The organism is Streptomyces sp. NPDC094143 (genome assembly GCF_040303825.1).
GTDB lineage: Bacteria > Actinomycetota > Actinomycetes > Streptomycetales > Streptomycetaceae > Streptomyces.
Genome location: NZ_JBEOTZ010000031.1, coordinates 40,890 through 55,299, shown reverse-complemented (window position 1 = coordinate 55,299; position 14,410 = coordinate 40,890). Strand labels below are relative to the sequence as shown.

Annotated in this window: 13 protein-coding genes and 1 pseudogene; 6 read left to right on the top strand and 8 right to left on the bottom strand. The window is 73.3% G+C overall.

The features are described from left to right. Positions 1-118: 118 nt before the first annotated feature. The 4 genes and pseudogenes from ABTZ58_RS30915 to ABTZ58_RS30900 form a co-directional block, all read right to left on the bottom strand. On the bottom strand, positions 119-2,386 hold the full coding sequence (locus tag ABTZ58_RS30915; protein WP_351363743.1) for a molybdopterin oxidoreductase family protein: 2,268 nt from the start codon (positions 2,384-2,386) through the stop codon (positions 119-121). 93 nt (positions 2,387-2,479) lie between these two features. Further along, positions 2,480-3,097 (bottom strand): TetR/AcrR family transcriptional regulator, encoded by a 618-nt coding sequence (locus ABTZ58_RS30910; protein ID WP_351363740.1) that lies wholly within the window; start codon positions 3,095-3,097, stop codon positions 2,480-2,482. Further along, positions 3,094-3,852 (bottom strand): hypothetical protein, encoded by a 759-nt coding sequence (locus ABTZ58_RS30905; protein WP_351363737.1) that lies wholly within the window; start codon positions 3,850-3,852, stop codon positions 3,094-3,096. Before ABTZ58_RS30905 ends, ABTZ58_RS30910 begins: the two co-directional genes overlap by 4 nt. A gap of 253 nt (positions 3,853-4,105) precedes the next feature. Continuing rightward, positions 4,106-4,621 (bottom strand): annotated as a pseudogene (locus ABTZ58_RS30900) (hypothetical protein); the annotation flags it as partial. 152 nt (positions 4,622-4,773) lie between these two features. Between ABTZ58_RS30900 and hmgA the strand changes: the two are divergent. The 3 genes from hmgA (at position 4,774) to ABTZ58_RS30885 (ending at position 8,073) form a co-directional block, all read left to right on the top strand. Further along, the gene (gene hmgA / locus ABTZ58_RS30895) at positions 4,774-6,090 is read left to right on the top strand and encodes a homogentisate 1,2-dioxygenase (protein ID WP_351363734.1); all 1,317 of its coding nucleotides are present in this window, start codon (positions 4,774-4,776) and stop codon (positions 6,088-6,090) included. Between the two features lie 26 nt (positions 6,091-6,116). Beyond that, a complete protein-coding gene (locus tag ABTZ58_RS30890; RefSeq protein ID WP_351363731.1) occupies positions 6,117-6,866 on the top strand; it encodes a GntR family transcriptional regulator in 750 nt (249 codons plus the stop codon). A gap of 61 nt (positions 6,867-6,927) precedes the next feature. Beyond that, complete coding sequence (locus ABTZ58_RS30885) at positions 6,928-8,073, top strand: type ISP restriction/modification enzyme (protein ID WP_351363728.1); 1,146 nt, start codon at positions 6,928-6,930, stop codon at positions 8,071-8,073. A gap of 74 nt (positions 8,074-8,147) precedes the next feature. Here ABTZ58_RS30885 and ABTZ58_RS30880 read toward each other — a convergent pair whose 3' ends face one another. Continuing rightward, positions 8,148-8,873: a TetR/AcrR family transcriptional regulator gene (locus ABTZ58_RS30880; RefSeq protein ID WP_351363725.1), complete on the bottom strand. Its 726-nt coding sequence runs from the start codon at positions 8,871-8,873 to the stop codon at positions 8,148-8,150. A 63-nt stretch (positions 8,874-8,936) separates the two neighbouring features. Here ABTZ58_RS30880 and ABTZ58_RS30875 point away from each other — a divergent pair, with 63 nt between their 5' ends. Both ABTZ58_RS30875 and ABTZ58_RS30870 read left to right on the top strand, forming a co-directional pair. Continuing rightward, on the top strand, positions 8,937-9,899 hold the full coding sequence (locus tag ABTZ58_RS30875) for an ATP-binding cassette domain-containing protein (RefSeq protein WP_351363722.1): 963 nt from the start codon (positions 8,937-8,939) through the stop codon (positions 9,897-9,899). Then, positions 9,896-10,678, top strand: coding sequence for an ABC transporter permease (locus ABTZ58_RS30870; protein WP_351363719.1), 783 nt, complete (start codon positions 9,896-9,898; stop codon positions 10,676-10,678). The genes ABTZ58_RS30875 and ABTZ58_RS30870 overlap by 4 nt, the downstream gene beginning before the upstream one ends. A 180-nt stretch (positions 10,679-10,858) precedes the next feature. On the opposite strand, the gene ABTZ58_RS30865 is transcribed toward ABTZ58_RS30870, so the two are convergent. From ABTZ58_RS30865 to ABTZ58_RS30855, 3 genes are all read right to left on the bottom strand, one after another. Further along, entirely contained in the window at positions 10,859-11,125 is a 267-nt protein-coding gene (locus ABTZ58_RS30865; RefSeq protein WP_033312817.1) for a hypothetical protein, read from the bottom strand. Between the two features lie 126 nt (positions 11,126-11,251). Next, positions 11,252-12,067 (bottom strand): anti-sigma factor, encoded by an 816-nt coding sequence (locus ABTZ58_RS30860; protein ID WP_351363716.1) that lies wholly within the window; start codon positions 12,065-12,067, stop codon positions 11,252-11,254. Further along, entirely contained in the window at positions 12,064-12,606 is a 543-nt protein-coding gene (locus ABTZ58_RS30855; protein WP_351363713.1) for a sigma-70 family RNA polymerase sigma factor, read from the bottom strand. Before ABTZ58_RS30855 ends, ABTZ58_RS30860 begins: the two co-directional genes overlap by 4 nt. Before the next feature lie 226 nt (positions 12,607-12,832). On the opposite strand from ABTZ58_RS30855, the gene ABTZ58_RS30850 reads away from it, so the two are divergent. Continuing rightward, complete coding sequence (locus ABTZ58_RS30850) at positions 12,833-14,365, top strand: DUF4331 domain-containing protein (RefSeq protein WP_351363710.1); 1,533 nt, start codon at positions 12,833-12,835, stop codon at positions 14,363-14,365. Positions 14,366-14,410: the final 45 nt, after the last annotated feature.

Sequence of the window (14,410 nt, the reverse complement as noted above, 5' to 3'; positions counted from 1 at the left end):
TCGCCCTTGAACATCCCACCAGGGCCGGCGGTGTCCGAGACGTTAGGTCCGTTCAAGCAGCGTTAACAAGACGTTGACGTGCGAGCAATAAGCGCAAAACTGCTGGTCACAGCTTTGCTCAGGTCAGAGCGGTGTGCTTTTCGGTCACCGCCGGTCCTCCCGGGGCCGGCGCGGGGGCGACGTCGACGGGCACTCCGTTGAGCACGGCGTTGCCCGACAGCGGGTCGAGCAGCCGGCCGTCGAGGAGCTGGTTGACGTTGACGCCCGGGTCCGTCGAGGCATGGCGCAGGCGGGTTCCGGGGCGGTCGTGGCCCCAGCCGTGGGGGAGGCTCACCACGCCCCGCCGGATGGCGTCCGTGACCTCGGCGGGCGCGATGACCTCTCCCCCGGCGCCCCGCACCCGCACCGGCGCGCCGTCCTCGACGCCCAGCCGCTCGGCGTCCTCGGGGTGGATGTGCAGGGTGCAGCGGTTGGAACCGCCCGTGAGGGCGGGCACGTTGTGCATCCAGCTGTTGTTCGAGCGCAGGTGCCGGCGGCCCACCAGGACGAGTCCTTCGGGGCGTTCGGCCAGGGCCGCGCGCAGGCGGGGCAGGTCGGCGGCGATCGGGCCGGGCAGCAGCTCCACCTTGCCGCTTGCGGTCTTCAACGGCTGCGGCAGGCGGGGGCGCAGCGGGCCGAGGTCGATGCCGTGCGGGTGCGCGAGCAGCTTCTCCAGGGTCAACCCGTCCGGCGTCGCGCCGAAGCCGTCACCGTAGGGGCCGAGGCGCAGCATCAGGTCGAGCCGGCGCTCGGGGCCGTTGTCGCCGGTGAGCGCGGCGGCCAGCTCCCGCGGATCGCGGCCGTGCACGGGCGAGTGGGGCTCCTTGACGGCCTTGCCGAGGGTCTGGCCGACGACCATGTCGTCGACGGCTCCGGGATCGGCCCCGTGCATCCCCGTCACGGCGAGGATCAGCCGGGCCAGGATCTCCGTCTCGGCCATGCGGCCCGGCTCCAGCGGGACGGCGGGGCGGGTGTAGCGGACCTGGTTGCGGACGGCGAGGGTGTTGAAGGCGAAGTCGTGGTGCGGGCTCTGGGCGGGCGGGGGCGGGGGCAGGACCACGTGGGCGTGACGCGAGGTCTCGTTGAGGTACGGGTCGACGCTGACCATGAAGTCGAGCGAGGCGAGCGCCTTGTCGAGCCGGTCGCCGTCGGGCGCGGACAGCACCGGGTTGGCGGCGACGGCGATCAGCGCGCGGACCGGCTCGCCCTTCTCGGTGGCGGTGTCGATCTCCTCGGCGAGGGCGGACAGGGGCAGTTCGCCCTTCGCCTCGGGGTGCCGGCTCACCCGGGAGTGCCAGCGCCCTAGGGCGAAACCGCGGCCGGGTCCGGCGGGGCGCGGGGTCCGGTCGGTGGCGGACTGCGGGAAGAGCGCGCCGCCGGGGCGGTCGAGGTTGCCGGTGAGGATGTTCAGTACGTCGACGAGCCAGCTGGCGAGGGTGCCGTGCGGGACGGTGCAGCTGCCGATGCGGCCGTAGACGGCGGCGGTCGGGGCGGCGGCGAGATCACGGGCCAGGGTGCGGATGAGCCCGGCGTCGACGTCACAGGCCCCGGCGACGGCCTCGGGGGTGAACTCCCTCAGGGCGACGGACAGTTCCTCGACGCCTTGGACGTGCGGGGTGGGGTCGACGAGGCCCTCGTCGAACAGCACGCGGGCCATCGCGGCGAGCAGCAGCGCGTCGGTGCCGGGCCGCACGGCGATGTGCCGGTCGGCGAGCCGGGCGGTGCGGGTGCGCCGCGGGTCGATGACGACGAGGGTGCCGCCGCGGGCCTTGAGCGCCTTGAGCCGGCCCGGGAAGTCGGGGGCGGTGCACAGGCTGCCGTTGGACTCCAGCGGGTTGGCCCCGATGAGGAGCAGATGGTCGGTGCGGTCCAGGTCGGGCACGGGGATGGCGTTCGCGTCTCCGTAGAGCAGGCCGCTGGAGACGTGCTTGGGCATCTGGTCGACGGTGGAGGCGGTGAAGACGCTGCGGGTGCCGAGCCCGGCGAGCAGGACCGGCGGGTAGAGGCCCCCGGCCATGGTGTGCACGTTGGGGTTGCCGAGCACGACGCCGACCGCGTGCGGGCCGTGCTGCTCGACGACCGGCCGGATGCCGGCGGCGACCGCGTCGAAGGCCTCCTCCCAGGTGGCCTCGCGCAGCTCGCCGTCCTGGCGCACCAGGGGGGTGCGCAGCCGGTCCGGGTCGGAGTCGACGGCTCCGAAGGAGGCGCCCTTGGGGCAGATGAACCCCTGGCTGAACACGTCGTCGCGGTCACCGCGGGCGTGGGTGACGCGCGTTCCCTCGATGGTGAGGGTCAGGCCGCAGGTGGCCTCGCACAGGGGGCAGATACGCAGGGCGGTGCGGGACACGGGTCCTCCCGGGGCGGCGGCTACGGCGACGCGCTGACGCGGCCGAGCATACCGATCGGTATGCATGGCGGCGAGGCCTCGGGGGTCACAAGGTCAGTCGAGGGCCCGGGCCAGATAGGAGCGCAGCAGTTCCCGCGCCTCGTCGATGATCTTCCGGTCCCCTTCGGGCGCGACCCGGAAGGCCAGGTGGACGAGGGTGTCGGCGGTCTCCACGGCGATCAGGAACACCCGGCGCAGATCCTCGTCCGGCTCGCGGTCGAGGTAGCCGGAGAGCAGCTCGGTGAGGCGGTCGGCGACGCGGTGGTTCGGTTCGGCGTGGCGGGCGCCGACCGGGATCTGGTTGCCGAAGTCGACGAGGGAGAAGCCGGGCGCGGTGCGCTTCATCTCCAGGTACTCGTCGAGCACGGCGTCCATGGCCTCGCGCCAGCCCCCGCCGCCGGCCTCGCGCAGGCGCTCGGTGACGCGTGCGGAGTACCGGTCCAGGTTGCGCTGGGCCAGCGCGTCGGCCATCTGGCGCTTGTTGCCGAAGAAGCGGTAGACGGAGCCGATGGGGACACCGGCGCGCTCGGCGACGGCGCGGGTGCTCAGGGCGTCGTAACCGACCTCGTCGAGAAGGTCGGCGCAGGCGTCGAGGATCCTGGCCAGACGTTCGGCACTGCGCCGCTGCACGGGCGCACGACGGAGCGATGTCGCGTGGGGCACGGGCTTCATGATGCCCTTCCGGCCCACTCCGGTGAACCTCGCCCCCTCGTCGCCCACGAGGCGTCCGCCACCTCGACGCGCACCCAGGGCCGGACGCCCGCCAATTCGGTACGCGCGCCCGGCCCGACGTCCGCCGCGTCGGCACGCGCCCCCAGCCGGGCGCCCGCCACCCCGACCCGCACCCCCGGCCCGGCACCCGCCACCTCGGCCCGCACCCCCGGCCCGACGTCCGCCACCTCGGCCCACACCCCCGGCCCGACATCCGCCGCTTCGGCCCGCACCCCCGGCCCGACATCCGCCGCTTCGGCCCGCACCCCCGGCCCGACGTCCGCCGCTTCGGCCCGCACCCCCGGCCCGACATCCGCCACCTCGGCCCGCCACCCCGGCCCGACATCCGCCACCTCGGCCCGCCACCCCGGCCCGACATCCGCCACCTCGGCCCGCCACCCCGGCCCGACGTCCGCCGCTTCGGCCCGCACCCCCGGCCCGGCGTCTGCCACCTCGGCCCGCCATCCCGGCCCGACATCCGCCACCTCGGCCCGCCATCCCGGCCCGACGTCCGCCACCTCGGCCCGCCACCCCGGCCCGACGTCCGCCACCTCGGCACGCGCCCCCAGCCGGGCGCCCGACACCCCGACCCACACCCCCGGCCCGGCACCCGCCACCTCGGCCCGCACCCCCGGCCCGACGTCCGCCACCTCGGCCCACACCCCCGGCCCGACGTCCGCCGCTTCGGCCCGCACCCCCGGCCCGGCGTCAGTCACCCCGGCCCGCCACCCCGGCCCGACATCCGCCACCTCGGCCCGCCACCCCGGCCCGCACCCCCGGCCGGGCGCCCGCCGCGTCGGCAGGGCCCCGCTCCCGGGCGCCCGTCGCGCCCGTCGCGCCCGTCGCGCCCGTCGCGCCCGTCGCGCCCGTGCCGGCCCACCGTCGAAGCTCCGCCGCGTCCATACCGGCCCGTCCCCGGACGGCGGTCGCGTTCCGTGCCACGTGCGTGCGTGCCCACCGTCGGCCGGCGGGGGCCGAGGTCTCGGCCGGGCCCGGCTGTGAGGTCGTGACGTCGGCGGTGGTCTCCACCGGGTCGCCGTCCACCGCCCACACCGTGCCGTCGTCGGCGTAGAGGCGGGCCGTGACCTGGTGCGTGCCGCGCGGGACGAGACGGGCGGACAGCCGGTACTCGGGGACGCGCAGCCGGGCGACCAGGCGACCGTCGACGTAGAGGTGCGCGAGGCCGCGCCCGGCCACCGCCCGTGCCGGCGACCCGGCCGGCGAGAAGCGGAAGTTGCGCACGGTCAGGCGCACGTCCCAGCCGCCGTCCGCGTCGGGCTGCACCTCGACGCCGACGTCGGGGGCGCCGTCGCGCTCCACCTCGCGATAGGGCCGCCCCTCCCTGTCCCGGTCCTCCAGGAGCTTGCCCACCGGTGAGGGCGACGCACCGCTGTCCGGCGCGTCGCTGGAGCCGCAGCCCGCTGATCCGGCCAGGGAGAGGACACAGACCGCGAGCACGGCGAGGGGTCTGCGTGTCCACGACATGGCGGGGAGCCTAGAACACACGTCCGGCACGGCGGATCGTCCTCAAGTCGGGTTCGGGTCATCCGTCGAGAGGAGGGCCGCGTCCCTCTTGCGCGGGGGAAAACGCAATCCTACGGTGATATATAGGAATCGGACCGCAAGGAGCAGCGAATATGGGCGCGGACGCGCGGAAGACCGCCGAAGGGCTGACCTATCTCTCCGGCTTCGGCAACGAGCACAGCTCCGAGGCCGTCCCGGGCGCACTGCCCGAGGGCCGCAACTCGCCCCAGCGGGCCCCGCTCGGGCTGTACGCGGAACAGCTGAGCGGCACGGCCTTCACCGAGCCCCGGGCGAACAACCGCCGTTCGTGGCTGTACCGGATCCGCCCGTCGGCGGCGCACCCGGCGTTCACCCGGACCCACAACGGCACGCTCCGCACGGCCCCCTTCACCCAGACCGTGCCCGACCCCAACCGCCTGCGCTGGAACCCCCTGCCCGACCCGGCGCCCGAGACGGACTTCCTCGGGGGTCTGTGGACGCTCGGCGGCAACGGCGACGCCACCCAGCGCACCGGCATCGCCATCCACCTCTACTCCGCCAACGCCTCCATGGAGCGGGTGTTCAGCGACTCCGACGGCGAGCTGCTGATCGTCCCGGAGCGCGGCGGACTGCTGCTGCGCACGGAGTTCGGGCTGCTCCATGCGGAGCCGGGACATGTGGCGTTGATCCCGCGTGGGGTCCGTTTCCGTGTGGAGCTGCTCGACGAGTCCACCCGCGGTTATGTGTGCGAGAACTACGGCGCGCCCTTCCGGCTGCCCGACCTGGGTCCGATCGGCGCCAACGGCCTCGCCAACCCCCGGGACTTCCAGGCCCCGGTCGCCGCCTACGAGGACGTCGAGGGCCCCGTGGAGGTGGTGAACAAGTTCTGTGGCAACCTGTGGACCGCCACCTACGACCACTCCCCGCTCGATGTCGTGGCCTGGCACGGCAACCATGTGCCCTACGTCTACGACCTGCGCCGGTTCAATGTGATCGGCTCCATCACCTACGACCACCCGGACCCGTCGATCTTCACGGTGCTGACCTCCCCGTCGGACACCCCGGGCCTGGCCGGAGTCGACTTCGTGGTGTTCGCGCCGCGCTGGCTCGTGGGCGAGGACACGTTCCGTCCGCCGTACTTCCACCGGAACGTGATGAGCGAGTACATGGGCCTGATCGAGGGCGCCTACGACGCCAAGGCAGAAGGTTTTGTGCCGGGCGGCGGCTCACTGCACAACATGATGTCGGCGCACGGCCCGGACCGGGAGACCTTCGACCGGGCGAGCGCCGCCGAGCTGAAGCCGCAGAAGATCGACGACGGCCTGGCCTTCATGTTCGAGACCCGCTGGCCGGTGACCCTCACGCCGCACGCGGCCCGGGCCGAGCACCTCCAGCAGCGCTACGACGACGTGTGGCAGGGCCTGCAGCGGCACTTCCGCCCCTTGCACTGATCATTTCCTGACGGTACGGATGGCCCGTGACCTCCTTCGCCCCGGACTCGATCGTCCTGAACCGCAAGCTGCCGCTCTGGTACCAGGTGTCGCAGTCGCTGCGCGCCTCGATCCTCGGCCGCTCGCCCCAGGACCCGCTGCGGCTGCCCACGGAGGAGCAGCTGGCCGGGCATTACGGGGTGAGCGTGCTGACCATGCGGCAGGCGCTGAAGGAGCTGGAGGACGAAGGGCTGATCTCACGCCACCGGCGGCGGGGCACGTTCATCGAGCCGGACGCGCGCCGGGGAGCGCCGGTGCGGCTGCTCGGCTCGGTGGACGCGATCGTGGCCCAGCAGTCCGGCATGACGACCCGGCTGCTGGACCACGGCACGACCCCCGTGCCGGGCGAACTCGCCGAGTTCTTCCCGGAGGTGGCGGAGGTGGCGACGTACCACCGGCTGCGCAGCGACGAGAAGACCGGTGAGCCGACCAACCACGCCCGCAACTACGTGCGCCCCGAGCTGGCCGCGCGGATCGACCTGGACGATCTGGCCCGGTGGCCGATGACCAAGGTGCTGCGGGACGTGGTGGGGGTGGACATCAGCCGCATCACGGACACGGTCGAGGCGCGGCTGGCCGATCCGGAGACGGCCCGGCTGCTGCAGGTCCCTTTGCTGAGCCCGATCCTGCACTACACGGGCGTCACGTACGACGCCGAGGGGCGCCCCCTGGACGTGGCCGTCATCCACTACCGCGGTGACCGGTTCTCCTTCACGGTGACCCTGGAGGCCACGTGAGCGCCGCGGGCCCGCGAGCGGGCTTCCCCGCGCCCCTGGGGAGCCCGGGACACGTCGTACGATGCGGGGCGTGACGCACGACGACGCTCCGCTGCTGGCGGACCTCATGCCGTGGTCCGTCGCACCGCCGCGGCTCGGCCGGGGCTGGCCGGCGGGGCCCGACGCGGGGTCCCTGAAGGCCCGCTGGGACGCCCTGGTGAAGGCCGGGGGACCCGACCGCGAGGCCCTGTTCGAGCCGAGCCGCTCGCGCACGCTGCACAGCGCGGTCGGTCAGCTGCCCGGCCGGGCGGACAGCGGCACCGAGAAGCTGGTCCGCGCCTCGGGCCCGTGCCCGGAGCCGGTGCGGGTGCTGTACGCGCCCTTCGACGAGCAGTGGCTCATCCCCGACCAGCGGCTGATCGACGCGGCCCGCCCGGAGCTGTGGCGGGTGTCGGACGAACGGCAGGTCTTCCTGGTGGAGGCGCCGGAGACCCTCCTGGCCACCTCGCTGCTCCCCCTGCTCCGCCCCGGCCGCGTGCGTCCGCTGTTCCGCCGCCCCGGTGGCCTGGAGCCGAACCTGGCCCCGGGTCTGCTGGAGCACCTGGCCGGGCGCCTGGGCGGCGCCCCCGCGCCGCTCGACGTGCTGGCCTGGATCACGGCCACGGCCCGCCCGGACCGCACCGTCCCGCTCACCGGGGACGCCGACGCGTGGGAGCGGGGCCTGGAGCACGGCCACCGGCTGCTGTGGCTGATGCGCCGCGACGGTGAGCGCCCGAGGCTCCCCGGCGGTCGCCGCCCGTATGTCCGCGCCCCGCTGCCGTCCCGGCCCGTGGCCCTGCGCTACGACCGGGACGAGGAGGCCCTGCTGCTGGACGAGGGCCGCGTCTCCCCGGTTCCGCCGGAGGCCTGGGACTACGAGGTGGGCGGCGTGCGCGTCCTGGAGCAGTGGTTCGCGGCCCGCGTCACCGCACCCGAGCCGGGCACGCTGGCGGCGATCCGCCCGGCGACCTGGCCGCAGGTGTGGACGTCGGAACTCCTGGAGCTGATCACGGTCCTGGCCCTGCTGTCCGACCTGCGGCCCCTGGAGGAGTCTTCGGTGCCCGACCCGATCACGGCGGCGGAGCTGCGCGCGGCGGGCGTGCTCCCGGTGCCGGCGACGGCCCGCCACCCCGCCTCGGTCCTGACCGGCCCGGAGGAAGGCCCCGAGGGACAGCTGGCGCTGCTCTAGCGCGGGGGCCGGCGTAGCGAACGGGGCTTGGTCCACGCCTGCGCAGGGCTCGTCGTCGGTTTCCCGCGGTATGGTCAGCGCCGCTTCGGGTCGAAGGCGTCCAGGACGCGTTCGAGTGCCCGCCGGAAGACCTCCTCCAGGTCGATCGGGTCGCTCTGCCCGCTCTGCTCTGCGAACGCCGCGGCCAGCCGCGGGTAGGCGCCGGTGGCCACCTGGCTGCCCAGGTAGGCCATGCGGGCGGCGTTCTCCTCCGCCACCGACCACGGCATGGAGCGGGTGCGTTCGACGGTCGCGATGTCGTTCGCGGTGTACGTCGTGACCACGCCGTTGAGCAGCGCGATCAGCTCCGTCTTCGTGCCGGCCGGGACGTCCAGCGGTTCGAGGCAGGCCAGGCAGTGCTCCAGGTAGCGCAGGGTGTTGGGGCTGAAGCCGTACACGCCGGCCATCAGCCGCGGCAGCCAGGTGTGGCGGCGCATGATGGCCCGGGTCTCCTCAGCGTTGCGGAGCATGTCGGCGCGCCAGTCGCCCGTGGGCTCGAACAGCTCGTGTTCGGCACCGACGGCGTCGATCATCAGCTCGTACAGGTCCTCCTTGCGGGGGACGTAGTTGTACAGCGACATCGTGCCGCAGCCCAGCTCGGCGGCCACGTGCCGCATCGACACCGCGTCCAGCCCCCGTTCGTCCGCGATCCGCACCGCCGCCGCCGCGATGTCGGCGCGCGTGAACGCCGGCTTCGGTCCACGGCCGGTGCGCTCGGGGCGCGCCCAGATCACTTCGGGTACGGCCGGTCGGCCCGCCATCGGTCATCACCTCGGCCACCATCCTAGTTACGTACATCGTACGTAGTGCGCTATGGTCCTGCCATGACTTCTACGTACGCTGTACTTAGTGAAGGTCTCGAAAAGCGGTTCGGCGAGGTCCGTGCCCTGCGCGGGCTGGACCTCGCGGTGGCCGAGGGGACGGTGTGCGCGATCCTCGGGCCGAACGGGGCGGGGAAGACCACGGCCCTGCGCCTGCTGACCACGCTGCTGCGGCCGGACGCGGGCTCCGCTCGGGTCGCGGGCCACGACCTGGTCCGCGAGGCGGCCGCCGTGCGGAGCCGGATCGGCGTCACCGGGCAGGACACCTCGATCGACGGCGACCTCACGGGGCGTCAGAACCTGCGGCTGTTCGGCCGGCTGCACCGAGTGCGTGGCGCGGCGGACCGGACCGCGGAACTCCTCGACCGCTTCGGCCTGACGGAGGCCGCCGACCGGCCCGCCTCCACCTACTCCGGCGGCATGCGGCGCCGCCTCGACCTCGCCGCGAGTCTGATCCGCCGCCCCGAGGCGCTGTTCCTGGACGAGCCGACGACCGGACTCGACCCGGCCAGCCGCACGCTCATCTGGGACGCGGTGCGCGGCCTGACCGCCGGGGGCACGACCGTGCTGCTCACCACGCAGTACCTGGAGGAGGCCGACCGCCTCGCCGACGACATCGCCTTGGTGGATCGCGGCCGGGTCGCGCACACCGGGTCGCCGGCGCAGCTCAAGGCGCTCGTCGGGGCGCACGCCGAGGTCGTCGTGACGAACCCGGACGTACTGGCGAAGGCGGCGGGCGTGCTCGACCGGCTGACGGGCACGCAGCCCTCGCTCGACCGGGAGCGCAACGCCGTCGGCGCGGTCAGCAAGGACCCGACGCTCACGCTGCCGCTGCTGGTGCGCGCCCTGGACACGGCGGGCGTGCCCCTGCTCGACGTGAGCCTGCGGCCCCCGACTCTGGACGACGTGTTCCTGCGCCTCACCGGGACCGGCACCGCCGGCGCCGTGAAGGAGCGTGCCGCATGAGCACGCTGGCTCACGACGGGACCGCCATGCTGGGCCGCCAGTTGCTGCGGATGCGCAACAACCCGGGTCTGCTGATCCTCACCCAGACGATGCCGGTCAGCATGCTGCTGTTCTTCGGTTACGTCTTCGGCAGTGCGCTGGCGGTGCCGGGCGAGGCCTACCGGTCGTTCCTCGTGCCAGGCCTGCTGGTGGCGACCGCCGCGGGCGGGATCATGACCGGCATGTTCCAGGCGGCCCAGGACACGCACCGGGGCGTGACGGACCGCTTCCGCACCCTGCCGATGAGCCGGGCGGCCGTACCGCTGGGGCAGGCCGTCGCGGACCTGGTGGTGACGGCGGCCGGGACGGTGCCGTTCCTGCTGGTGGGGCTCGCGGTGGGCTGGCGCGTCGAGGGCGGGCCGCTGGAAGCGGCGGGGGCCATGGGGCTGTTGCTGCTGTTCCGCTTCGCGTGCACCTGGGCCGGAATCTACCTCGGCCTGCTCACCCGGAGTGAGGACGCGGCCGGTCAGCTCGGCGGGGCGACGTTCCTGCTGCCGCTGCTGTCGAGCGCGTACATCCCGACGAGCGGGCTGCCGGGCCGGCTGCGGACGGTCGCCGAGTGGAATCCGATCAGCGCGGTGGCGACGGCTCTGCGGGAACTCTTCGGCAACGCCCCGGTGCCCGACGGGGCGGCCTGGCCGGTGGCCCACCCGGTCGCCGGGTCACTGCTGTGGTGCGCCGTACTGCTGGGGGTGTTCGTGCCCCTGGCCGTGCGGCGGTACGCGCACGGCGAGCGGTGAGCGGGCGGTTCGGACACCGGGGCCGCGCGGAGCCCCCGGTCACTGCCGGGTGGGTCGGGACACCGACCGGGGGCGTACCGCGCTCGGGAACACACCTGGCGCCGCTGCGTGCCGCGGGGATGACGGACGACGAGTGCGCAGCGTGCGCCGGGGGCGGTGCGACCGCCCGAGCACGGACCCCTACCTGCTGCCGAAGAGCGAACGGCGCAGCCGGCGCAGCGGCGCGAAGAGCGAGACGCGACGCACGCGCGCACCCCTGCCGCTGCGGTCGTGCGGCTGACGCGCGGTCAGTTCACGCATCAGCGAGGTCGCCTCGACCGTCTCCCGCTGCGGGACGGCAGGGCCGCCGAGCACCGAGAGGTGGCGGTCGAGGCGCGAACTGGTCGCGCTGCTCCCGCAGGTGATCGCAGGGACCCTGGCCCTGCTGCGCACTGTTATCTGTTCCATGTCACTCCCCACCCGTACGAGTCCACCCGGCCCGGGCAGGTTAACCCTATCGCCCCGTCCCGGCACACGTGTATCGCGGTCACAGGATTCACCTTCCCCATAAGGGGGTTGACGATGTATCCCCGGTCACTCTCCGAATCCTACAGATTTCAGGGCGAGTTGGACGATCGGCAGCGTAGTGGGCTGCGGCGATCCGCCCGCGGGCTCGACGGTCACGGCCAGTGACGTCGCGGAGGTGCCGAGACCCGTCGCGACCAGCGGCGTGTCGCCCTGGAAGAGGCCGAGGGAGCGCGGTTGCGCGCCCGGGCGCATGAGCCACAACTGGTGCACCCGGCCGCCCGGCGGGGCGTCGTATCCGCCGAGGGTGACCACCGCGCTCCCCTCCGTGGCGGAAGCGATCACTCCGATCGTGCGGCCGCGCCCGTCGCGTCCGCTGCTCGCACGGGCGTCCGGAGCTGCCAGAACGTGGGCGATCTCACGTGACCGGTCGCGCTCGGCGGCCAGTTCGTCCTGGGTCCGGTTCGCCTGCACGGCGAACAGCGAGGCGACGACGAGGGCCGCGGCGGCGGTGGCCGTGGCGAAGGGCACGAACAGCGGCATCCGGGTCCGCGCCCGCTGCCGGGGCGGCGGCTGGGCGCCCCACACGTGCGGCGGCAACTGCGGCACACGCGCGCGTGCCCTCTCGCGCGCCTCCTGCGGCGCGGGGTCCTGCGGCGTCGTCCGGACGGCGGCCATCACCCGGTCACGCAGCGCGGCCGGGGCCGGGGCGGCGGTGGACCAGGCCAGCCGGACGGCGTCCTCGGACAGGGCGCGTACCTCGGCGGCGCAGCGGTCGCAGTCCGTCAGGTGCCTCTCGAAGCGGATCCGCTCGGGCGGTTCGAGAGCGTCGAGCGCGTAGGGCGCGGCGAGCGAGTGCAGGTCCTCGCGGCGGAACAGGCTCATGCCACGCCTCCCAGGCACTCGCGCATCCGGGTCAGCCCGTCACGCATCCGCGTCTTGACCGTGCCGAGCGGCAAGGAGAGCTGCTCGGCCACCTCACGGTAGGTGTAGCCCTCGTAGTAGGCGAGGGTGACGGACTGGCGCTGCAGGACCGTGAGCCGGTCCAGGCAGCGGCGCACCCACTCGCGTTCCAGGCCCGCCTCGACCTCCTCGGTGACGTGGTCGAAGGCCGGCTGGCCGGCGCGCAGTGCCTCGCGCCGCTCCCGCTCCCCGGCCGCGCGGGCGCTGCGCACCCGGTCGACGGCACGGCGGTGGGCCAGGGTGAGGATCCAGGACATGGCGCTGCCGCGCCCCGGGTCGAACCTCGCGGCGGACCGCCACAGTTCGAGCAGCACCTCCTGAGCCACCTCCTCCGACTGGGCGGGGTCGCGCACCACACGCCGTACGAGCCCGAACACCGGGCCGGACACCAGTCCGTACAGATCCTCGAACGCCCTCTGGTCTCCGCTCGCCACGAGCAGCAGCAGTTCGTCCGCCTCCACTCGGTCCCCCTCTCCGAGGCCGCACCGGGCCTGTCCCCTCACGCGAGGCATTCGCAACGCACACACCTCCGGACGGGGTTACGGATCAGCGCGCCGAAAACGCGGGTCGCCGGCGATGAAACAACTTTTCAGGCGCGCCGTAAGAACGTTTGGGATTCGACCAATCCGCTTCGCCGGCCGCTCCGAAGGGTGTGTGTCAGGCAAGTTGGCACGGAGGACGGACGGCATGACACCTATCTCCAGGACCGGTGCGGGACGCGGGAGCATCGCGACCGCGATCTGTGGTGCGCTGGCCGCCGGCGGGCTCGCGGCCGCCGGCGTGACCGCGCTGGAACCTGAGGCGGCCTCCGCCTCCAGTCACCGGGAGGCCCCGCTGATCTCGGGGACCCCGCAGTACGACAACACGGACGTGTACGCGTTCGTCAGCCCGGACAAGCCGGACACGACGACCATCATCGCCAACTGGATCCCCTTCGAGGAACCGGCCGGCGGCCCCAACTTCTTCACCTTCGCCGAGGACGCGCAGTACGACCTGCGCGTCGACAACGACGGGGACGCGCAGGAAGACCTGCTGTTCCGCTACACGTTCAAGACGCACACGAAGAACGACAAGACGTTCCTCTACAACACCGGTCCCGTCGAGAGCCTGGATGATCCGGATCTGAACATCACGCAGACGTACGACCTGGAACTGATCAAGCTGCGCCATCTGAAGGCGGTGTCGAAGACCAAGGTCGCCGACGACGTGCCGGTGGCGCCGTCGAACGTCGGCAAGGCGTCGATGCGGGACTACGCCGCGCTGCGCAAGCAGGCGGTGCACAAGCTCGCCGGGGGCGCGCAGACGTTCGCCGGGCAGGCCGACGACCCGTTCTTCCTGGATCTGCGCGTCTTCGACCTGCTGTACGGCGGGAACCTCTCCGAGGTCGGCAACGACACCCTCAAGGGCTACAACGTCAACTCCATAGCCCTGCAGGTCCCCAACAGCTTCCTGACCGAGTCGCACGACCAGCCGGTCGTCGGCATCTGGTCCACGACCCAGCGCAAGAACGCGCGGGGCTACTTCTCACAGGTCTCGCGCCTCGGCAACCCGCTGGTCAACGAGGTCGTCAACCCGCTGAAGGACAAGGACAAGTTCAACGCGTCCGCGCCGCGGGACGACGCCCAGTTCCTGAGGAACGTCACCAACCCGGAGCTGCCGAAGCTCATCGAGGCGATCTACAAGATCCCGGCCCCGGACGAGCCGCGCAACGACCTGGTCGACGTCTTCCTCAAGGGTGTCAAGGACCTCAACCAGCCGCCGCACGTGACGCCGTCGGAGCAACTGCGGCTGAACACGTCCGTCAAGCCGGCCGCCGAGCCGAAGCGGCTGGGCGTCCTGGACGGTGACACCGCGGGCTTCCCGAACGGCCGCCGCCTCACCGACGACGTGATCGACGCCTCGCTCCAGGTCGTCGAGGGCGAGCTGCTGGGCGCGAAGAACGACCTGGGTGACGCGGTCGACAAGAACGACAAGGAGTTCGAGAAGTCCTTCCCGTACGTCGCGCTGCCGACGGAGGGTTCGCGCGGTCCGCTCGCCAAGGGCGTGGACGGCGGCAACGACGTCCGCAGCCAGCTGGGCGACGCGCTCCAGCCGGCCGGCGCGCAGGGCTCGGACGACATGCGCCTGATCGCCGCGTCCGCCGGCGCCGGGGCGGGCGGCATCGTCCTGATCGGCGCGGCCCTGATGTGGTGGCGCCGCATGCGGAACCGGGCGTACTGACCGCACCGCCCCGTTCCGCCCCCGACCGGCGCGGCCCGTCCCCCA

What these genes read in the sequence shown, in the direction of transcription:
- ABTZ58_RS30860 (WP_351363716.1), bottom strand. Translation starts at nt 12,067, where the DNA reads ATGAGCCTGTTCCGCCGCGAGGACCTGCACTCGCTCGCCGCGCCCTAC.
- ABTZ58_RS30880 (WP_351363725.1), bottom strand. Translation starts at nt 8,873, where the DNA reads ATGGCGGGCCGACCGGCCGTACCCGAAGTGATCTGGGCGCGCCCCGAG.
- ABTZ58_RS30865 (WP_033312817.1), bottom strand. Translation starts at nt 11,125, where the DNA reads ATGGAACAGATAACAGTGCGCAGCAGGGCCAGGGTCCCTGCGATCACC.
- ABTZ58_RS30885 (WP_351363728.1), top strand. Translation starts at nt 6,928, where the DNA reads ATGCGGGGCGTGACGCACGACGACGCTCCGCTGCTGGCGGACCTCATG.
- ABTZ58_RS30870 (WP_351363719.1), top strand. Translation starts at nt 9,896, where the DNA reads ATGAGCACGCTGGCTCACGACGGGACCGCCATGCTGGGCCGCCAGTTG.
- hmgA (WP_351363734.1), top strand. Translation starts at nt 4,774, where the DNA reads ATGGGCGCGGACGCGCGGAAGACCGCCGAAGGGCTGACCTATCTCTCC.
- ABTZ58_RS30875 (WP_351363722.1), top strand. Translation starts at nt 8,937, where the DNA reads ATGACTTCTACGTACGCTGTACTTAGTGAAGGTCTCGAAAAGCGGTTC.
- ABTZ58_RS30910 (WP_351363740.1), bottom strand. Translation starts at nt 3,097, where the DNA reads ATGAAGCCCGTGCCCCACGCGACATCGCTCCGTCGTGCGCCCGTGCAG.
- ABTZ58_RS30850 (WP_351363710.1), top strand. Translation starts at nt 12,833, where the DNA reads ATGACACCTATCTCCAGGACCGGTGCGGGACGCGGGAGCATCGCGACC.